Genomic DNA, 19,411 nt, shown 5'->3' with positions numbered 1-19,411 from the left:
AGCCTATTTTAATGTTAATGAAACAGTTTGTCCTTTCGAAACCCGTGAACCGGGAGATACGGATTGAGAAGATACCCGCCCCATACCATTCAACGAAGCCCGTAATCCAACGCTTTCCAACAGGTAAACGGCGTCTTTCGCTCCCATGCCGATCACATTCGGCACCAATCCTTCGCGGATAGGGATATCTTTCAGTTCCACATCTTCCCTGCCGTCCTCACGCTTAGCCGTCACCCATTGGGTTTCGATACTGTCGTTATCGGCCTCTATATCGAGTTTGTCCAAAACATATTCCAACGCTCCCCGTTCACCGGCTTTCGGCTGCGGCAACGTCACTGCCAATGAATCCTTTTCCATGTCGCGGATATCGAATGACATATGGCTGGCATAGACCTTCTCGGCTATCGCCTTCACTACGCCGCCTGACATCGTGCCCCCCGAAGGATAGCCGTTGCGCGGCTGACGGATCACGACGATGCAGGAATATTTCGGTTCGTCGGCCGGGAAATAGCCGCAGAAGGCGACCTGGTGGCCAGCCTGGCGGTAAACACCTCCCGAAGCGATCTGGGCCGTACCGGTTTTACCGGCAATACGGACAAAGTCAGAATGGACAGCCTTGCCGGTTCCTTTTTCCACTACGCCTAACAACATATCCTTTATCATATTCAGCGTACGCTCCGAGCAAATGGATTCCCGGATCACTTCAGTAGAGAAGCTCTGCACGGTCTTGCCGTTGTGCATGATTTCTTTTGTAAAGATCGGACGCACCATCTTACCGTTGTTGGCAATCGCATTATAGAAGGCAAGCGTATAAATCGGCGGGATCTGAGTCTCATACCCGAAAGACATCCACGGCAGAGCAGTCTTCGACCAGTAGCGCACAGTGTCGTCCGGCCGGCGGATTTTAGCACGGCCCGCTCCAGGGATTTCCAGACGGAGGTCTTCATTCAAACCGATACGGTAAAGCCCTTCCACATACTTAGTCGGATTCTTTTCATATCCTTTCAGGATCGTCTTGGCCACCCCGATATTGGAGGAATACCAAATAGCCTGTTCCACCGAAATACGGCCGTAACCGCCTTTATGGTTATTATGATCCGTCATACGGGCTCCTTTATACATATAGATACCGTTGCCGACATCGACCGTATCGCCGGGCTGGCAGACACCATCTTCAAGCGCCACCATGATGGAGGCGACTTTAAAGGTCGAACCGGGTTCCGTTTCGTCTGCCACGGCATGGTTGGTATCCTCGCCGTAGACGCCTTCACGAATACGCCCCATGTTGGTAATGGCTTTCACCTCGCCTGTCGCGACTTCCATGACGACAGCCGTACCCGATGCAGCGTCGATCTTTTTCAGCATGTCGAGCAACGACTTCTCGGCTATATCCTGGATATTGATGTCGATCGTCGTGCGGATATCCATTCCTTCCACCGGATCGACCTCTACGACATTCGTCCATCCTCCACCGAGACGACGTACGGAATTCAGGCCGGCTACGCCGTGGAGCAAAGTATCGTATTGCAATTCCAGACCGTTCTTTCCCTTTGTCAGTCCTGTTTTAGGATCGATATCGCGGAACGTGTCGCCGATCGTACGGGAGGCCAATGTCCCGAACGGCTTCTGCCGTTCGACCATCTCCCGCGTGTAGAAGCCGCTCTTGAACCGTCCCAAACGGAAGAACGGGAATTTCTTTATTTCCTTCAAGTCGGAATAGGAAACTTTACCGTCACAAACGGGGAACTGGCGGCTTTTCTTCTTCAGACCATTCAGCAGGTAATTCTTATATCCGACAGGCGTCCTGTCTTTCAATTTGCGGGAAAGGTAAAAAGAAAGGGAGTCGATCTCGTTATGTTTACTTTTCAGAAGCGTATCCAAGCTGTTCCACTTCTTGGTCGGATGGGTATAGCAGTCTGCGTTGAAATCGATATACAGATAAAAGCAAGGCACACTGGTCGCCATCAGCTTGCCGTCGGAAGAATAGATATTTCCACGGCTGGGATAGATCAGGCGGTTCGGACGCTTCTGGCTCTCGGCCACCTTCATCCAAGTCTCCCTTTCCACAAAAGCCGTATCGAAGGCACGCACCAAGATGCCTATTGCTACCAATCCGAGCAACAGCACGATAAAGAAGTAACAGAATAAAATCCGGTTACTCTTAGGAGCTTGTTCTTTTGATCCGATCTCTTCTTCAGCCATCTTTTACTTATACAATTCATACGGCGGATTCTTCGCCGCTTCCAATTCTATACCCTGTTCTTCTATCAACAGTTCAATCTGCGACTGACGGCTGTTGCCTGTCAATTCCGAAGAAATGGACAGCGCCTCGAACCGCACATCGCGCAATTGCTGTTGTAAGCGGTCGATTTCACGCAACCGCTGCATACAGACATATCGGTTACCGATAAATATGAATATCAGTACGACAACAAGCACGATCATCTTCGTATGCCTGACAATGAAATCCTCTTTCAGGATCCCACCCCCCAATATATACAAAAAAGAAAAACGATTCTCCTTCTTCTTTTCCTTCTGTTTCGTTTCCATTGCCATACTTTTTCTGTTGAAAGTTATCAGACTCTATTATCCAACTCCGCAATTCTTAGCTTGGCACTCCGGGAGCGGGGATTCCGTTCGATCTCCTCGTCCGACGGAACAATCACCTTATTGTTTACCAGGCGAAACGGAGATCTTATATTTCCAAAGAAGTCCTGCTCCGCCTTTCCTTCAAAGTTACCCGTCTTCAGGAAGTTCTTCACCAACCTGTCTTCCAAAGAATGGTAGGTGATGACAACCAGACGTCCGCCGGGTTTCAACACTTGCAGCGTCTGTTGCAACATCTCGCGCAAGGCACGCATTTCATCATTCACCTCGATACGCAAGGCCTGAAATACCTGAGCCAGGAATTTCTTCTCCTTATCTTTTCCCGTAAAGGGCTTTATCACTTCCAAAAAGTCGGCGATCGTTTCTATCTTCTTTATTTCGCGGCTGCGCACCAAGACGGAGGCCAGCTTGCGTGCCACTTTCAATTCTCCGTAAAGATAGAACAAGTCTGCCAACTGTTCTTCCGTATATGTATTAACAATATCCGCCGCAGTTTGTCCAGCCCGTGTATTCATCCTCATATCCAACGCTCCGTCGAAACGGAAAGAGAACCCGCGATCCTTGTCATCAAAATGATGGGAAGAAACGCCCAAGTCGGCCAACAACCCATCGACCTCACCCGCTACACCATGATAACGCATGAAGTTATATAAGTAACGAAAATTACTGCGGACAAATACAAAACGGGAATCCGCCGGAATGTTTTTCTCCGCATCGGCATCTTGATCAAATCCATAAAGCTCCCCTTCGTCATTCAGCCGGTTCAAGATTTCACGCGAATGTCCTCCACCTCCGAAGGTAACATCGACATACACTCCGGATGGTTGAATGTCCAGTCCTTCCAAACTTTCATGAAGCATTACCGGCACATGATAACAGACTTCTTTTTCTTCCATTTCTTCGCTACTTCATGTTAAACTTTTCCTTAAAATAAGGGCCTGTAGTTGGTTGATTTGCACATACATCACCCTATTGGAGGGTAAAAGTACACATTTCCTAATTTAACCGCCAAGAAATATATGGGAAAAGTAACAAAAAGTTATCAACAGGTCGGAAAAACATTCACATTCTGACACCCCTAAACCCTGTCAGAATCGCGTATTTGGACGATTATACAGGGTTATTTTCAAATATCGCATTCTCCGGAAGATAAGCAGCTCCGACTTCTTCAAATTTCCCCAATCATACCACTCGTATATATGCACAAAAAGCCTCTCCGATATTTCTACCGGAAAGGCTTATTTGTTTTCTGCCCTCTTTTCTCACGAGAAGAGGAGCAATCGATTTATTTAATTAATAAATGCATCGAACTTATTTAACGATAGCCTTAACAGCTTCTTCGCCTTCAACAGCTACTACAACTACACCCTGAGGAGCAGCGATTGTAGCATTGTCAGAAGTGATAACTGTGTTAGCAACTGTCTGGCCTAAGATGTTAGTGATAACAACTTTCTTGCCTTCAGCACCAACTACCTGAACGTTTCCGTTACCAGCAATCACTGTTACTTCTGATGTTGTAATAGTTTCGTTATCTGTAGCCAACTGATCGTTTTCTTTATTCTCAACATTGAAAACCAAAGCACCATCACCACCAGTCTTAGCATTAGCGAATGTAGATTTATCATCTGTCAAAACTACACAACCATTCTGAATCTTCAGCCATGCAGCTTTTTCTGTAGGAGCGATAGATTCATTAACGGTAGTTGCAGAATTCGGCCAAATGTTCGATTCGAACAAGAATGAGTTTTCAGGACCTTCTTCTGTTACATTGTTAGCCTTTTCAGGATGTACATAACGGAATGACCATACGTAGTTCTTATGAACATCTTCAGTCAACAGATTCTTGATAGCAGGCAGACCCTTAGCCACAACAGAATCATTATAAGCTTGCAGAGTTGCAAAGTTTACTTTGTCGTTAGCCACGCCACGCTTCTATATTGAGCCGGCAAGATCCACAATGTATCAGCAACACGGATACCTTCAACGAAACCAACGCGAGTATAACCACCAGCTACGTCTGCATACGGTTTGTCTTGACCATAAACTGCAACAGAATCCTGGAAGCTTACCATATATTTAGCTCTTTCGAATCCAGGGATAGCCGGATGAGCATGCTTACAAGCCATAGGATCGTCTGTAATCTGTCCGTCAGGTGTAATATGCGGACCATCTTCAGTACAAGGAGTTCCTTCGATACCTGCAAAATCATTATGAGCAACAGAAATCAGGTACTGAGGTTTGATATAGCCACGTCCACGAACTACCCAAGTTGTATCAATCTGGAATGCCAAGCCTGTTGCTTTGTCTGCAGTCCACATACCAACATAGTTAACGAATTCGTCTGTCAAGCCACCTTCCTTATTATTTTCGTCCATCAGATATTCATGACGTACGTTTTCATAGAATCTCAAAGTATCACGGCCATCAGCTTCACCAAGATTTGCATTATTGAAACGACGATACAACGGAGTCTTATCAGGATTGATTGCAAATGCAGAAGTTCTGGTTTCTTCCAGTGGTTGTACCTTAACTGTTGCATCCAGAATATCATCCGTTACACCAGCTTTAACATCTGAAATTGCATTACTATTAGCCTTCACAATTGCATAATAGCATTCACCTTCATAATGGTTATTTTCTTTCAAGAAGAAATAATCGATAGGATCAGCGTAAGCTGACATTGCATACTTGTCTTCCTTAGCTTCGTCCATATAAGCATCTTTCAATGAGATTGCATATTCTGTTCTACGCAACTGTTTGATGCCAACACGTTTTGCAACATCCGCTGTTACTGTATAACCATAATCAGCAATTTCGTCTTCAATCAGACGGAATGCATCTTTACCGTTCAATACATTCAGCAAAGAATCTTTACCAGCGCCCTTAGCTAAATACTTGCTGTTTTCGCCTGTTGCATACGGATGCAGATATTTGAATGTATATTCATCCAATAAGAACTTAGCGTCCGGAATATTCTTATAACCTAACAGTGAATCCTGATAAGCTTCAGCGATCAAAGCTGCATTACCCTTAACACCTTCGGCATCTTTTACTTGTACAAAGATCAAAGAGTCCGTTGCCTTGATATTAATTTTAGTAGCAGCAGAAGTATACATATATTTAGCACCTTCATTCAACATCAGTTGAGCTGTAGCAGACAATTCGGTTGCGAACTCACGGTTTGTGATAGTAACAGGAGAATAAGCCTTTACCTTATCAGCCGTGTTCTTTTTCAACACAACCCACTGATAAGCCGGCATATGAGCTGTCAACTGTTCGTCAGCCTTTACTGTTACCCAAGTAGCTTCGCCACCATTTACATGGATCGGAGAAGCCAAATATTGCCCCTTCTGATTCATGATGAAATACAAACCGTCCTCAACAGAAGTACGACCGTTGTAAACGGCTTCACAGCCTTTATAACCCAAAGAAATATCAGTTTCCTTCTTGTCATAGATAGTTACAATACGTACTTTATCTTTGATCAAATCCTGAACAGTTACAAAGTTGTTCTCACCTTTCGTACCAGCAGCTGTAGGAAGCACAGTTGCAGCAGCATCATCAATCCAATCAGAACCATTAGTAGCAGTTTTCGGATCATAATCCATTGCAGATTTAACCTGGATTACCAAGCTATCTTTTGAAGGATAGTAAGAGAATGCGAACTTATACTGATCTGAAAGACCTGTTACTTTGGAAATAGAGTCTGCAGCAGAAGTCGGCTTTGTAGCAGCAGTACTTGCCTGACGTTTAGCATAGCTCAGATCAGACCACTTAAATGCACGGAATCTCTCACCGCTTTCGTTAACGATAGCAGTATCAACACGCAGATAAGAACTATCTGCCGTCAACACAAATACATAATCATTATCACCAGAAATAGCTTCAGCCAAGAATTTGCCAGCATTCTTTCCATTGAACGGGTTGGCGACAGCAACCTTTTCGCCCTGTTCATCCGGTGTAAATGTCAAAGCAACCCCCTTATCCGCAGCTTGCAACCCCAAAATTGTATTGATTTCAGGAGCCTGCAAACGAATCATATCGGCTTCTTGAAGAATAAACGTCGTTAATTCAGAACCAGCAGCTGCATCTTTATAAGCATCAGCTGCACCTAACTTCTTCACTTGAATATTTGTTCCGTTAGCAACCAAACCGATTACAGAGTCAGCTTTAAAATAAGAATACAATGTCTTACCAGCTTGTTCTGCTGCCGGAATAGATGTATACTGGTTCAAGTATGCCCAACCAGAGATTTCACCACCGACACGAGTAGAATCATTTGCCGTTTCTACGTCCGTATAAGAAGGCGTTTTTTCAGCCAAACCTTCCAACAGAGTACCAGCATACTGGATATCCAGACGCTGACCGGTAGCTTTGTTTGTAAAATCAAAGATAGGAGCTTTACCGTAACCTTCTTCAGTTACTTCAACACACCACAATGTACTTGCTAAATTTGCAGATTCAGTAGTTGCTTCCAATTTCAAAGCACCTTCCGGAGTCATCGCTAACACTCCACCAGCAGCTTTCAATTGATACAAGCCATTACCCGTTTTCTGCAAAGATGTTACAGGATTCCCTGCATTAGCAGACATCGCACCTAACAATGCAACCCCTGCCAAAAGAGTAGAAAACTTTTTGTTCATAATCAAATAATTTAATATTAATACTAAAGTGTAAATAAATCAATCAAATAACACGTACGTCTTCTAAATCTTATAATCAAATACCATTGCGTACGATTTTCTCTTGGCAAAAATACGCATAACTTTTCAACCGACAATCCTTTTCCTTAATATTTTTTCCTTTTCTATATTCTTTCTTATCAACAAGATAAGCTATCCTGTACGAAAATGCTTATTTACGAGACAAACTCTGATATTTATAGAGGAACTACCCCAAAGCCCTACATATCTGAAATTAATGTACATGCGTACATTAAATATATAAACAAAATCGATCTCTACATGATATAACGGAAACAACTGTCATACCTGTATATTATATCACCAATCCTCACACAAGAAACATGATGATATGACGGTCGTTTCTAATTTACCATCGAAGTTCACATATTGGCAGATATGAATCATTTCAGCTTCACCCCCCCCTTGAAACCTTTTGATTATCATATCACACAAAGGTGAAGACAGACATCCGGACTGCCTTCACCTCAAAAATTTGCCTTCACCCTGTCTCGTCCTGATTTGGGTTGGCCATGCCTCCCCGGTTTCACATCCACACATTTAAGTAAAAAACAAGGAGGCTACAATATCAATTAATCAACAAATACACAGGCATTAACAGCTATTACTACCACTCCTTACCTTTTCGCCCTTAGTCGAAAAGGTTTTTGACCAGTGTCGAAAGGGCTTTTGACCAAGGGCGAAAAGGTTTTCGACTAAAGGCAAAAGGTCTAAGAGCAGGCTGTTTGACAACAGTAGCATGGCGATTGTCACTTAAATAGGACCTTCCCGGAGCCGACTTGATCTCTGGTGAAGGCAGACGTAAGCGGTGAAGGCACTTTTAGTACCTGCATTCACCCGCTAAAGCACAAACAGTCATACTATTGTATGTTGAAGTAAAGGCAGTTTGGTTCAGTTCTCAGAACCAAGCCTTCTGCGTACAAATAATGAGAGATTAAGAAATGAACACCCCTTACAAAGACAAAACTATTTCTTCGCTTAAGCCGGTACACTTTACTATGGTAGCAACGTCTACACCCGTATCTTTCATCCTCGAAGCGACTTGACGCATGCCTTCGGCAAGGCCTTCCGCTTTTCCCTCTATTCTCCCTTCTAATTTGGCCGTGTCGATCACATCGTTCTGGATCATGATGGCGTCGAGATGGCGGTCGTAGATAAGGCGTTCCTGAGGGGACATGGAGTAGTATTTCAACTTCTCGCGGGCTTCCTTCAGACCCGGTGCAGTCGTATCGGGACGGATCGTGCCGTCTTTCAGGTATTCGATCCATTCGTCCAAAGGGGTGAGTGCCACTTTGTCGAACTCGTTTACACGGACCAGGATATATTCGGGGAAGATTTCAGCGGGAAGATGCGAGACGATCACATCACGTTCACGCGTGTTGACACGCAGATGGTCACCCGTATGTACACCGACGAAATGATTTTGGCCGTGATAGATATAGTCTGTCCCGATACCAATATCGAAATAAAGGATGCTGATGGAGTAGACTTTCTTGATTTTCCCATACCCTTCGCCAATCGAGATATGTTCGGTGATGGCTTTGGCTACGCCGTAGAGGATGCGTTCCAAATAATGCAGTTCGCGTGTGTTCTGGATTTCGACGAGGATGATTTCGCCTTTACTGTTCAAGGCTTTGATGTCGACGCGGTTGAACTTGTCGTCGGCGCTTTCCTGGTTGCCTTCGCTTTCGAGGATTTCGACGATCTTGATTTCTTCGTTCAGCATGACGGTCAGGAAACCGTCGAGCACATCGAAATTGGCCTTCTGGCGCAACAGACGCTTAATGGCCCAATCGAAGCGAATATACCTGTCCTGCAACTTTTTTCTTTCCATCTCTTCCATGATTTTCAGATCCGACCCTTCCTTTTTCATAGTTACTGTTTTATTAGTTCATCCACAAATATACATATTATTTATGAATGGGCAACGAACCGCAATCTTTTTGTAATATCTTATCTTTCAATGATTATCGGGTAAGCCATTTCTTCCCTAGATAGTGGACAGGATACCAGGCGGCAAGGAAGCCGATGGAAAGGACGGTTATAAAGACAATAAGGATATCACCGGCTTCGACACGGACCGGATAGGCATCGATAATAAAGGAGCCGGCTGCCTGACCTAATTTGATAATACCCAACTCCTGTTGCAACAAACAAAGGGCCAATCCGATAACGATACCGATCAAAGCGCCGAGACCGGAAATCATCCAACCCTCGAAAAGGAAAATACGACGAATCAGACGGTCGTCCGCACCCATATTCCGCAACGTACGGACATCCTCTTTCTTTTCTATCATCAGCATGGAAAGCGAACCGATCACATTAAACAGAGCCAGGATCAGAATGAAACACAGGATCAGAAAGATCATCCACTTCTCCCCCTGCATCATCCGGAAAGAGGCTTCCTGCTGTTCATAGCGGTCCTTGACCGAGAAATCATCGCCTAAGAGTGATTTTATACAGCTTTTGACCGAATTGATGTCTGCACCGGGAACCAATGACAACTCTATCGCCGAGACTTCCTTTTCATAATCGAACAAAGAGCGGACCATCGGCAAAGGCAGCAGGACGAAATTCTCGTCATACATCTGCTGGTTAGTGGCATATACGCCGCCGACAAAAGCATATTCCAAATTCAAGGAGGCGACAGGGTTGGCGAGATTGACTTTCTCATTCCTCTTGGGAGCGTAAATTTCCAAAGGATCGGCATAATTAGGGCGCACCCCCAAAGAAAAAGCCGTTCCGACACCCAAGTTGGCGTAATTGGCCACTTCGTCGGACAGGACAAAGGAACCTTCCCGGCTATCGACTAAAATACTGTCTATCCGCGTCAGACGGCCGAAAGTATCATCTACACCCTTGACCGTCGCGGTAATCTGGCGATCCCGATAGCGGACCTGCGCATTATCCTGGAGCACTTCGCAAAACAAAGCGACCTCAGGCAACTCCTTCACTTCCCGGACAGCCGGAAGAGTCGGATCGAACACCTTTCCATGTACAGGCTGAATCTTCAGCTCCGGATCGAAATTGCCGAGCATCGAAGAAACCAGCCCGACAAACCCGTTCAATACAGACAACGCACACACCAGGGCCATTGTAGCGACCACCACTCCACAAACAGACACCATCGAAATGATATTGATGGCATTGTGGGATTTCTTCGAGAAAAGGTAACGCCGGGCTATATAAAACGGGAAGTTCAACGCGGTATTCTTTTACTTTTTCAACAGATTATCAATATTTTCGATATAATCCAGGGAATCGTCGATAAAGAATGTCAGTTCAGGAATCTTGCGGACCTGTTTCCGGATGCGCTGTCCGAGATCAAAGCGGATGGCTTTCGTATTCGCCCGGATATTCTCAAGCATTTCCTTCGACTTGTCGGACGGGAAGATACTCAGGTAAGCACGTGCCACACTCAAATCGGGGCTTACACGTACCACACTGACAGAGATCAGGATACCATGCATAGCCTGTGTCTGTTTCTGAAAGATATCACTCAACTCCTTTTGCAGGAGACGCTCTATTTTACTTAATCTTGTACTTTCCATAATTTCTTGCTTTTTTATTTTTTCCAGATCATCGTAAGGCCGTCACGCAAAGGTAAGATAACTTTTTCAATACGCGGGTCTTCTTTGATTTTATCATTAAAACTAAGAATACCGAGTGTTTGTTTATCCTTAGGATGCTCCTCCACCACATGACCGTCCCACAACGTGTTGTCGGCAAGAATCAAGCCGCCGGCACGCACCATCGGGAAAACAAGGTCGAAGTATTCCGAATACAACCGCTTGTCGGCATCGATAAAAACAAGGTCGAAGGTTTCACCGAGCGCCGGGATAATATCGAGGGCATCGCCGAAATGCACCCGTATCTTATCCTGATGGGGCGACTGTTTCAGGTATTTCATGATGAAGTCTTCCATTTCGTCGTTGATCTCAAGCGTATGGATCAAAGCCCCTTCTTCCAGCCCTTCCGCCATACAAAGAGTAGCATATCCTGTATAAGTACCGATCTCAAGCACACGGCGGGGACGAAGCATCCGGCAAAACATCTTCAATATCCGCCCTTGCAGATGCCCCGACAGCATTCGCGGACGAAGCAGGTTCACATTCGCATCCCGGTTCAGGGCCGAGAGCAGTGCACCTTCTTCGTCACTATGAGAAAGGATATATTCGTCTATTGTCATCTTCATGATTTATGATTTATGATTTATGATTTATGATTTGCTTGCTGGGATATTAATCATAAATCATAAACCATAAATCTTTGTTTATTCCTTAAACGTCGGCAACTGATAATTACTTCCGGCGTCCAATACCTTCCCTACATTATTAATTTCAAGGAAGCTCGTACCGCCACCTTCACCGAAACTGCCGCTCAGGTAAGCCACCATGTCGTTACGGGTGATGCGTCCGCTTTTGATCAGCTCGTTCAGCGCATCATAGAAATAGCCGCGGCGACTGTCGTTATAAGGCTGGTGAACAGCCCAGACACCGTAAGAAAGGGACAGCATACGCATGACACGGGGATTGTAGCAGATCGAGAACACGGTGGAAGTACCGCGGAATGCAGCCAGGTAACGAGCCGTACGGCCGGTATAGCTATCTGTAATAATAGCTTTTACATGCAGTTTGGAAGATGATTTCACAGCCTGCTTTGCAAGGAAAGACGTAACATCCAAGTCGTTACCCTCGATAGGGACACGAATATCATTGGCTGCAAGTTTCGTCTTTTCTGCCTCACGGGCTACCTTCGTCATCGTCTGGACAGCTTCGACAGGGTATTTTCCGTAGGCTGTTTCACCGCTCAACATCAAGGCATCCGTGCGGTAATAGATCGCATTGGCGATATCCGTCACTTCGGCACGCGTAGGACGCGGGTTGCTGATCATAGAGTGAAGCATTTGGGTAGCCACGATAACCGGTTTCTTTACTTCCACGCATTTACGGATCAACACACGCTGGATACCCGGAATCTTTTCGGCTGGCACTTCGATACCCAGGTCACCACGGGCAATCATGATACCGTAGGCTACTTCGAGGATCTCGTCGATGTTGTCGACACCCTCTTGGTTTTCGATCTTCGCAATGATCTTGATCGGGCTGTTATGTTCGTCCAGAATGCGCTGGATATCCATTACATCCTGCTTGTTTCGGACAAATGAGTGAGCAATAAAATCCAGATCGTTTTCAATCGCCCACAGGATATTTTTACGGTCTTTCTCTGTCAAGGAAGGCAGATTGATACGTACACCCGGCACGTTCACGCTCTTACGGCTTCCCAAGGTCGCGTCGTTCTCCACTTCGCAAACCAGAAAATCGTCTTTCTTATCGATTACTTTCAGTTCCAAATCCCCGTCATCGATCAGGATATCGCTGCCGACGGTCAGGTCATTGACAAAATTCCGGTATGAGACACAAATACAATCATGCGAAGTCTCCCCTTCCGGGTTTCCCACGATCTTAACCATTTCCCCGGTCTTGAACTCGATGGGAGCCTGCGCAGCAGTCGTACGCACTTCGGGCCCTTTAGTATCCATCAAAATTCCGATACGGTTGGAAACCGTACGGACATTATTAACGACTCTGGTCAAACCTTCTTCCGCCATGTGAGCCGTATTGAGGCGCACGACATTCATTCCAGCCTTGTATAACGCGTCGATAAACTCAACCTCACAACGCTGGTCGGAAACTGTAGCAACAATCTTCGTATGCTTTAACATATAACCCTTTTTTAAAATTGACAATTGACAATTGACAATTGACAATTTTAAAAACAGCCAATCCTCAACTCCAAGAGCCAAACCTTTATTAAACTTCTTTTTACCTAAACAAATTTCTATCTCTTCCTAATTGTCAATTATCCATTGCCAATTGAAGCACCGCTTCCACCGCCAAACGGTACGAATCCAGCCCGAACCCTAAGATCACCCCCTTGCAAGCGGCTGAAATCATGGACACATGACGGAAAGATTCACGGGCGTGTACGTTTGAAATATGTACCTCCACAACCGGAGTCGTTACAGCTTTTATTGCATCGTGGAGGGCAATGGACGTATGCGTATAAGCGCCTGCATTCATAATGATCCCGTCGTAATCGAAGCCGACTTCATGGATCTTGTTTATCATCTCACCTTCCACGTTACTCTGAAAATAAGCAATCTCACATTGTGGATACTTGGCACGCAACTCACTCAGATAGCCTTCAAACGAAGCATTTCCGTACACTGTCGGTTCACGCTTGCCTAACAGATTAAGATTGGGGCCGTTGATAATCTGAATTTTCTTCATTTTGCCGTAATTTATTACCTTTGCCCTGTCTTTTACGGACAGGAAATATCCGGCAAAGATAGTAAAGATTTATGATTTATAATTTATGAATTATGAATTGGTGCTAAGTCATTAGGGTAAAATCCATTACATGAGCAGATTTTACCGGACGAACCTTCAGCTCCTCATACTTCCCCGTAAATCATAAATCATAATTCATAAATCACAATTCGTTTCATGCACCGAGAGAATGACAAAATAGAACGATACAAAACATACCTCCGTCTGGAAAAAGCGCTTTCGGCCAACTCTATAGACGCTTACCTGACGGATCTCGACAAACTGACAAACTTCGTCGAAAGCGAAGGCAAGAAGTATGCGGATGTCACATATGACGACCTGCAACAGTTTGTTGCCCGCCTACATGATATCGGCATCCACCCACGTTCACAGGCAAGGATCATTTCAGGGATCAAATCTTTCTACCGGTTCCTGTTCCTGGACGATTATATAACAACTGATCCGACCGAATTGTTAGAATCGCCCAAGATCGGACTGAAACTTCCTGAAGTCCTAACTGTCAACGAGATTAACAGCATCCTGGACACGATCGACCTGACATTGCCGGAGGGGCAACGGAACCGGGCGATGCTCGAAGTCTTGTATAGCTGCGGACTGCGCGTGTCGGAGTTGGTTTCACTACGCTTCACGGATGTTTATTTCGACGAAGGATTCATCAAGGTGGAAGGGAAAGGGAGCAAGCAACGCCTGGTCCCCATCTCGGAAACAGCTATCAAGGAGATCAAGAACTACCTGTATGACCGCAACCATGTCGCGGTGAAAAAGGGATTCGAAGACATCCTGTTCCTGAGCCGGCGAGGAACGGCTCTGTCGCGGATCATGGTTTTTCATATCATCAAGCAGCAAACAGAAATGGCCGGTATCAAAAAGAACGTGAGCCCGCATACGTTCCGCCATTCTTTCGCCACCCACCTGTTGGAAGGGGGAGCCAACCTGCTTGCTATCCAGGAGATGCTGGGACATGAAAAGATTACCACCACCGAAATCTATACGCATATCGACCGCCAGTTCCTGCGGAAAGAGATACTCGAACATCATCCACGTAGCAAGCCGCGGGATTAGAACAGCCGTTCCATGCGTTCGATCAGCTCATCGCCCAAAGCCCTTTTGACAACAATATGCTCTTTGACTGCCGTGACAAAGGGATTGCTCTCGAATGCACCGCGCACACCTTCGAAATCTTCCTGCTTCTCTTTATCCGAACCATCCACACCGAAACCGGTCATGAAAGTAAGGGAGAATTCTTTCTTCGCATCTTTATAAAGCAGATTATCCAATCCGATCACCGAGTCTTGCCAGCGGCGGACAAGATCGACGATCTGTGCTGCCGATATTGATGACAGGTTCACACCGTAATACTCCTCCAGCATATCATACGCCCATGTCCATTCCATATCATAATAATTGGAATGCATGGCTGCAAAGAACTCTTCTATCGCCTCAAGCGAAGTTATCTTGCCTTCTTCAACTTTCTCGATCAACCCGTCCAATTCTTCACGAGGAAGGATCAACCCGGAAAGATCCAGCCATTCCCCACGACCAGCTGAAGAAGTCGGTTTCAACTGTGACTAGACTTCTTCCATAGAACAGAAATCCGTTCCTTCCAGGCGCTTGATCAAGGAGTTCCCCAAGAATTTATTGATTGCCATACCATAAAGATTGAGGGCCGTACGCAAAGAGGAACCTTTGATACGAGTATTTTGATAATAATAGACTTCGGATGTCTCACCCACCAACTCTTGCAGGTTCTTCAAGATTCCGACAGCTTTCATCATCTTGTAGATGGTATACGGACTCAGCAAGTTGTAGTTGATCATATCCAGCCGTTGCTGGTCGGTACGCTTATCACGCTTCGGCCATTTCTGCGCATCGCGGATCGTACCGACGCTACGCAGGTTTACACCGGGAACCAAGTAAGTCTCATCGTCTTTCTCTATCAGATAAGAAAAAGGCATGTCCGACGTATCGCTATGATGGTGATGGCGCCCCATTACCAGAGAGAAAGCCCCGACACGCGCAGGCCACAGGATATAGGAGTCACTGGTCGTCTTGGAACCTCTCTCCACAATACCCTGGTGGATGGGGCCCAGCTTATACATATGGTTACTTTGGTTCGAGCCGCTTCCGGCATTCAGAAACGAATACATGCCGGCAATCAGCAGGCTGCTCTTATGCATCGACACAGTAAAAGATCCTGCAAAGATAGCACAAGCCTCTCCGTTCTCAAAAGCGCAGTTGCTGAACAGAAGTGAATCATGCGCAGAGAAGTTATGAGTCACATGGCACGCCTGCCCGATAAAACAACGGATAATCTTGGCGGCATCGGCAACCACAGCCCCCGAAGAAATGATAAAATCCTCCGCGATAACGCTGTCGCCAATATACACCGGAGCATTCGCATTGCTATTGACCGTACCGTTATCGAGACGGGTACAGTTTTCGACCGTTGCATAATCGGCAATCACAGTATTGCGCACAGTCCCTGTATTGATTATTTTCACATGGTTGCCGATAAAACCATAGTTGCCAGTCTGCCGTTCGGCAAAATCGGCAATCATCGCCTGCAAACGCAGTATTAAAGCCGGCCGATGACGATATAAAGCTATCAGATAGGCCAATGATGCAGACAAGCCATTATAAATGGGTACTTCACGGCCTCCCGTTTCATTCAGTACGGACACTTCGACATTGTTCCCGAAAGAGGACCTTCCTTCTACATACATCACGTTCACGTTCTGTATGAAACAATCATCGCCTATGAAATAATTGGAAATATAATTGTGCACGTTTTCAATCAGCGTATTATCGCCGATCTCACAATTATGCAAAGTTGCATTCCGGATACCGCTATGTTTCTTCACCCCTCCCGGAAGAGTAAATTCCTTTTCAAAAAGGCCCAATGCCACATTCCCTGAAAAATGAACATTACAAACGTGTTCGGCATGAAAAGGGCTGGCGACCTTTATGTTTTCCCAATTATCGGCCGTACAGCCGTTCTTCTCCAAATCTGCAATTTCTTCCGATAGCAGATGCCTTAAATATCCTTCACTCATTCTTCATCATATTGTTGGAAAAGAAAATCGTTATAAGGGAAACGAGTAATATGAATCTGTTTCACCCGCTCGTACAGCAAGGCTTTGAGTGCATCGATATTCGTCCGTTTCTTGGCTGAGATAAAGATACAATTATCCTGCATCTTATTCATCCAAGTGTGTTTCAATTCGTCCAAATCGATATTCTCACGTGTACGCGGAGTCAGGTCATCTTCATCCTTCGGGACAAAAGTGAAAGCATCGATCTTATTGAACACCATAATCATCGGTTTCTCCGTCTTGTCGATTTCCGATAAGGTACGGTTCACCACCTCGATCTGTTCTTCAAACGTCGGATGAGAAATATCGACGACATGCACCAACAAGTCCGCTTCACGCACCTCATCCAAAGTCGATTTAAAAGATTCGACCAGTTCGGTCGGCAACTTACGGATAAAGCCGACCGTGTCGGACAGCAGGAAAGGCAGATTGTCGACAATCACCTTTCGGACAGTCGTATCGAGTGTCGCGAACAGTTTGTTCTCGGCAAACACTTCGCTCTTACTAAGCAGGTTCATCAATGTGGACTTTCCGACATTGGTATAACCGACCAGTGCCACGCGGACCATCTTTCCGCGGTTCTTCCGCTGCACGCTTTTTTGCTTATCGATCTCGACCAGGTCCCGTTTCAGCTTGGATATCTTATCCAGGATGATACGCTTATCCGTTTCCAACTGAGTTTCACCCGGTCCACGCATGCCGACACCGCCACGCTGACGCTCCAAGTGTGTCCACAAACGAGTCAGGCGAGGCAACATATATTTATATTGCGCCAATTCCACCTGTGTCTTCGCATGAGCAGTCTGTGCACGACGGGCGAAGATATCCAGGATCAGATTCGTACGGTCCAAAATCTTTACCTGCAACTCTTTCTCGATATTACGCAATTGCTTGGCGGAAAGTTCGTCATCGAATATCACCAACCCGATCTCGTTTTCCACCACATATTCCTTTATCTCCTGCAACTTGCCGGAACCGACAAAGGTCACGGAGTTCGGATAATCCAGTTTCTGATAAAAACGTTTCACAGCTTCGACACCTGCCGTATCGGCCAAAAAGGCCAATTCATCCAGATATTCCTTCACTTTCTGCTCATTCTGTTCAGGAGTAATCAGTCCTACGAGAACAGCCTTTTCTGTCTGTGCTTCAGATATAATAAATTCTTTCATACGGCAAAGATAGTAAATTCAATTATTTTAGTATATTTGTACCCATAATATCAAACCAAAATAGTATTAACTATGAAAAAGGAAGTTATACATTTTGTTCAGTATGTACTTGTAAAGATTTTATTCTTCGGTGCAGCTTATCCGCTCCAGGCACAAGTTTCCAATCCATCCTCATGGGAAAGTTTTGTCGATAGCGATGAAAATAGGCTTGTTTCGGATACGCTCAGATTGCAGACATTCGGAGATTCAGAATGGGATAATTGGGGATATACGTTGACTGTTAATTCCTCCCTTGTCCAAGATAAACATACGATAAAGATACCTGTCGGTTCCGGAATCATTTTTCACCCCTTCTCGCTTAATAATTATACAAATGTAAAAATCGTATCACATATTGCCGGACTCAAACTAGAACCCGGTGAGTTGTTATTATTTAACGTTCACCGTAATAATTCCGATGAAGTCATAACAGGAAACACTCCTGAACAAGGTAAAGATTACATGGGTTACAGATATCTTACAATCGGAAGCAATCCAAGCTCTTTTGCTATAACGACAAACAAAAAAGTCAATACACAGAATGGATATTATATGACCGATAGCGTTTTTGCTTATGGCGACATCCCTTCATATTCTCTATTCTCTGGTATCGGAAACTGGAACGACACAACCCTTTGGTCGCATCTTCCTCCACTCCGCCACAGGAATGCGCTCATAAAAGGGAATGTAAGTATAACAACAGATACGTATTGCAAAGATATCGCCATTCATTCCGGATCACTGGAGATCAATCCTGGCAGCCTGTTTATCCTACAGAATTTGGACCTATACGAAAACAAAGCCTCTCTCCATTCAGGAGGGACAATACTTCTTTCCGGCCGTATCACCTTCCATAAAACTTTTGAAGAACCCGGCAAATGGTATTTTATCTCATTTCCTTTCGACGTTTATCCGCCTGGCATCGACCTCCACTTCGAACAAAAGGATGCTACGCCTAACGACGGAGGCAACTATTTTTATGTCCAATCCTACAACGGAGACAAGCGGGCATCGTCCAACCAATCTGCCGGAAATTGGGAAGTCGTGCCCATCCGTCCCGATAATGTCCCCCTGTTCGAAAAAAACAAAGGTTACCTGATCGCATTAGACGAGAAAACAACAAACCGAACTTTATCTTTTTCATCTCGACCCGGCGACATCCCCGAAAATTTTGCCAATATAGGAGCTATTGCAATTCCTTTAAATTCCGACAGTTCTTCAGGCAATCAAGAAAACCACGGCTGGTATTTGTGCGGCAATCCATTCCCCGCACTACTTCCATTAACCCAAATCGAAAAAAACAAGGCTTTGGATGGAAATATCTATGTATATGACGGAAACGGTTATAAAACCTATTCCCTTAATAGCAACTATGCCCTCCCTCCTTTCGCCGCCTTCTTTGTAAAAGCATCCTCACCGACCGAGTTGAAAATATCGTCCAACAGCAC

Annotated in this window: 12 protein-coding genes and 2 pseudogenes; 2 read left to right on the top strand and 12 right to left on the bottom strand. The window is 45.3% G+C overall.

Features of this window, described 5'->3' with window-relative positions:
- Positions 1-3: 3 nt before the first annotated feature.
- The 10 genes and pseudogenes from BHV83_RS18105 to aroQ all read right to left on the bottom strand — a co-directional run bounded on the left by BHV83_RS18105 (position 4) and on the right by aroQ (position 13,603).
- Positions 4-2,202 (bottom strand): PASTA domain-containing penicillin-binding protein, encoded by a 2,199-nt coding sequence (locus BHV83_RS18105; RefSeq protein ID WP_286757861.1) that lies wholly within the window; start codon positions 2,200-2,202, stop codon positions 4-6.
- Positions 2,203-2,205: 3 nt separating this feature from the next.
- Positions 2,206-2,550: an FtsL-like putative cell division protein gene (locus BHV83_RS18100; protein ID WP_005649517.1), complete on the bottom strand. Its 345-nt coding sequence runs from the start codon at positions 2,548-2,550 to the stop codon at positions 2,206-2,208.
- Positions 2,551-2,576: 26 nt separating this feature from the next.
- Positions 2,577-3,503, bottom strand: coding sequence for a 16S rRNA (cytosine(1402)-N(4))-methyltransferase RsmH (gene rsmH, locus BHV83_RS18095; RefSeq protein WP_005634315.1), 927 nt, complete (start codon positions 3,501-3,503; stop codon positions 2,577-2,579).
- 415 nt (positions 3,504-3,918) lie between these two features.
- Positions 3,919-7,250 (bottom strand): annotated as a pseudogene (locus BHV83_RS18090) (DUF6383 domain-containing protein).
- Between the two features lie 1,012 nt (positions 7,251-8,262).
- Positions 8,263-9,183: an Rpn family recombination-promoting nuclease/putative transposase gene (locus BHV83_RS18085; RefSeq protein ID WP_119215899.1), complete on the bottom strand. Its 921-nt coding sequence runs from the start codon at positions 9,181-9,183 to the stop codon at positions 8,263-8,265.
- Between the two features lie 94 nt (positions 9,184-9,277).
- Positions 9,278-10,513, bottom strand: a complete 1,236-nt coding sequence (locus tag BHV83_RS18080) for an FtsX-like permease family protein (protein ID WP_055284632.1) — start codon at positions 10,511-10,513, stop codon at positions 9,278-9,280.
- A 12-nt stretch (positions 10,514-10,525) separates the two neighbouring features.
- Positions 10,526-10,861: a 30S ribosome-binding factor RbfA gene (gene rbfA / locus BHV83_RS18075; protein WP_005634351.1), complete on the bottom strand. Its 336-nt coding sequence runs from the start codon at positions 10,859-10,861 to the stop codon at positions 10,526-10,528.
- Positions 10,862-10,875: 14 nt separating this feature from the next.
- A complete protein-coding gene (locus BHV83_RS18070) occupies positions 10,876-11,499 on the bottom strand; it encodes an O-methyltransferase (RefSeq protein ID WP_005649524.1) in 624 nt (207 codons plus the stop codon).
- A gap of 84 nt (positions 11,500-11,583) precedes the next feature.
- Positions 11,584-13,035 carry a pyruvate kinase gene (gene pyk, locus BHV83_RS18065; protein ID WP_005644598.1) on the bottom strand — a complete coding sequence of 484 codons (1,452 nt, stop codon included), beginning with the start codon at positions 13,033-13,035 and terminating at the stop codon, positions 11,584-11,586.
- 133 nt (positions 13,036-13,168) lie between these two features.
- Positions 13,169-13,603 (bottom strand): type II 3-dehydroquinate dehydratase, encoded by a 435-nt coding sequence (gene aroQ / locus BHV83_RS18060; RefSeq protein WP_005634357.1) that lies wholly within the window; start codon positions 13,601-13,603, stop codon positions 13,169-13,171.
- Positions 13,604-13,819: 216 nt separating this feature from the next.
- Between aroQ and xerD the strand changes: the two genes are divergently transcribed.
- Complete coding sequence (gene xerD / locus BHV83_RS18055) at positions 13,820-14,725, top strand: site-specific tyrosine recombinase XerD (RefSeq protein ID WP_005634359.1); 906 nt, start codon at positions 13,820-13,822, stop codon at positions 14,723-14,725.
- Here the strand turns inward: xerD and BHV83_RS18050 are convergent.
- Both BHV83_RS18050 and hflX read right to left on the bottom strand, forming a co-directional pair.
- A pseudogene (locus BHV83_RS18050) lies at positions 14,722-16,716 on the bottom strand (DUF4954 family protein). The gene xerD and the pseudogene BHV83_RS18050 sit on opposite strands and share 4 nt — an antisense overlap.
- On the bottom strand, positions 16,713-17,924 hold the full coding sequence (hflX, locus tag BHV83_RS18045) for a GTPase HflX (RefSeq protein WP_122205433.1): 1,212 nt from the start codon (positions 17,922-17,924) through the stop codon (positions 16,713-16,715). The pseudogene BHV83_RS18050 and the gene hflX overlap by 4 nt, the downstream one beginning before the upstream one ends.
- A gap of 72 nt (positions 17,925-17,996) precedes the next feature.
- On the opposite strand from hflX, the gene BHV83_RS18040 reads away from it, so the two are divergent.
- Positions 17,997-19,411, top strand: a 1,415-nt coding sequence (locus tag BHV83_RS18040) for a T9SS C-terminal target domain-containing protein (RefSeq protein ID WP_286757860.1), incomplete at its 3' end; no start/stop codon positions are given.

It is taken from the genome of Parabacteroides sp. merdae-related_45_40 (genome assembly GCF_001915675.1).
This window is presented reverse-complemented; position numbering and strand designations above follow the sequence as displayed.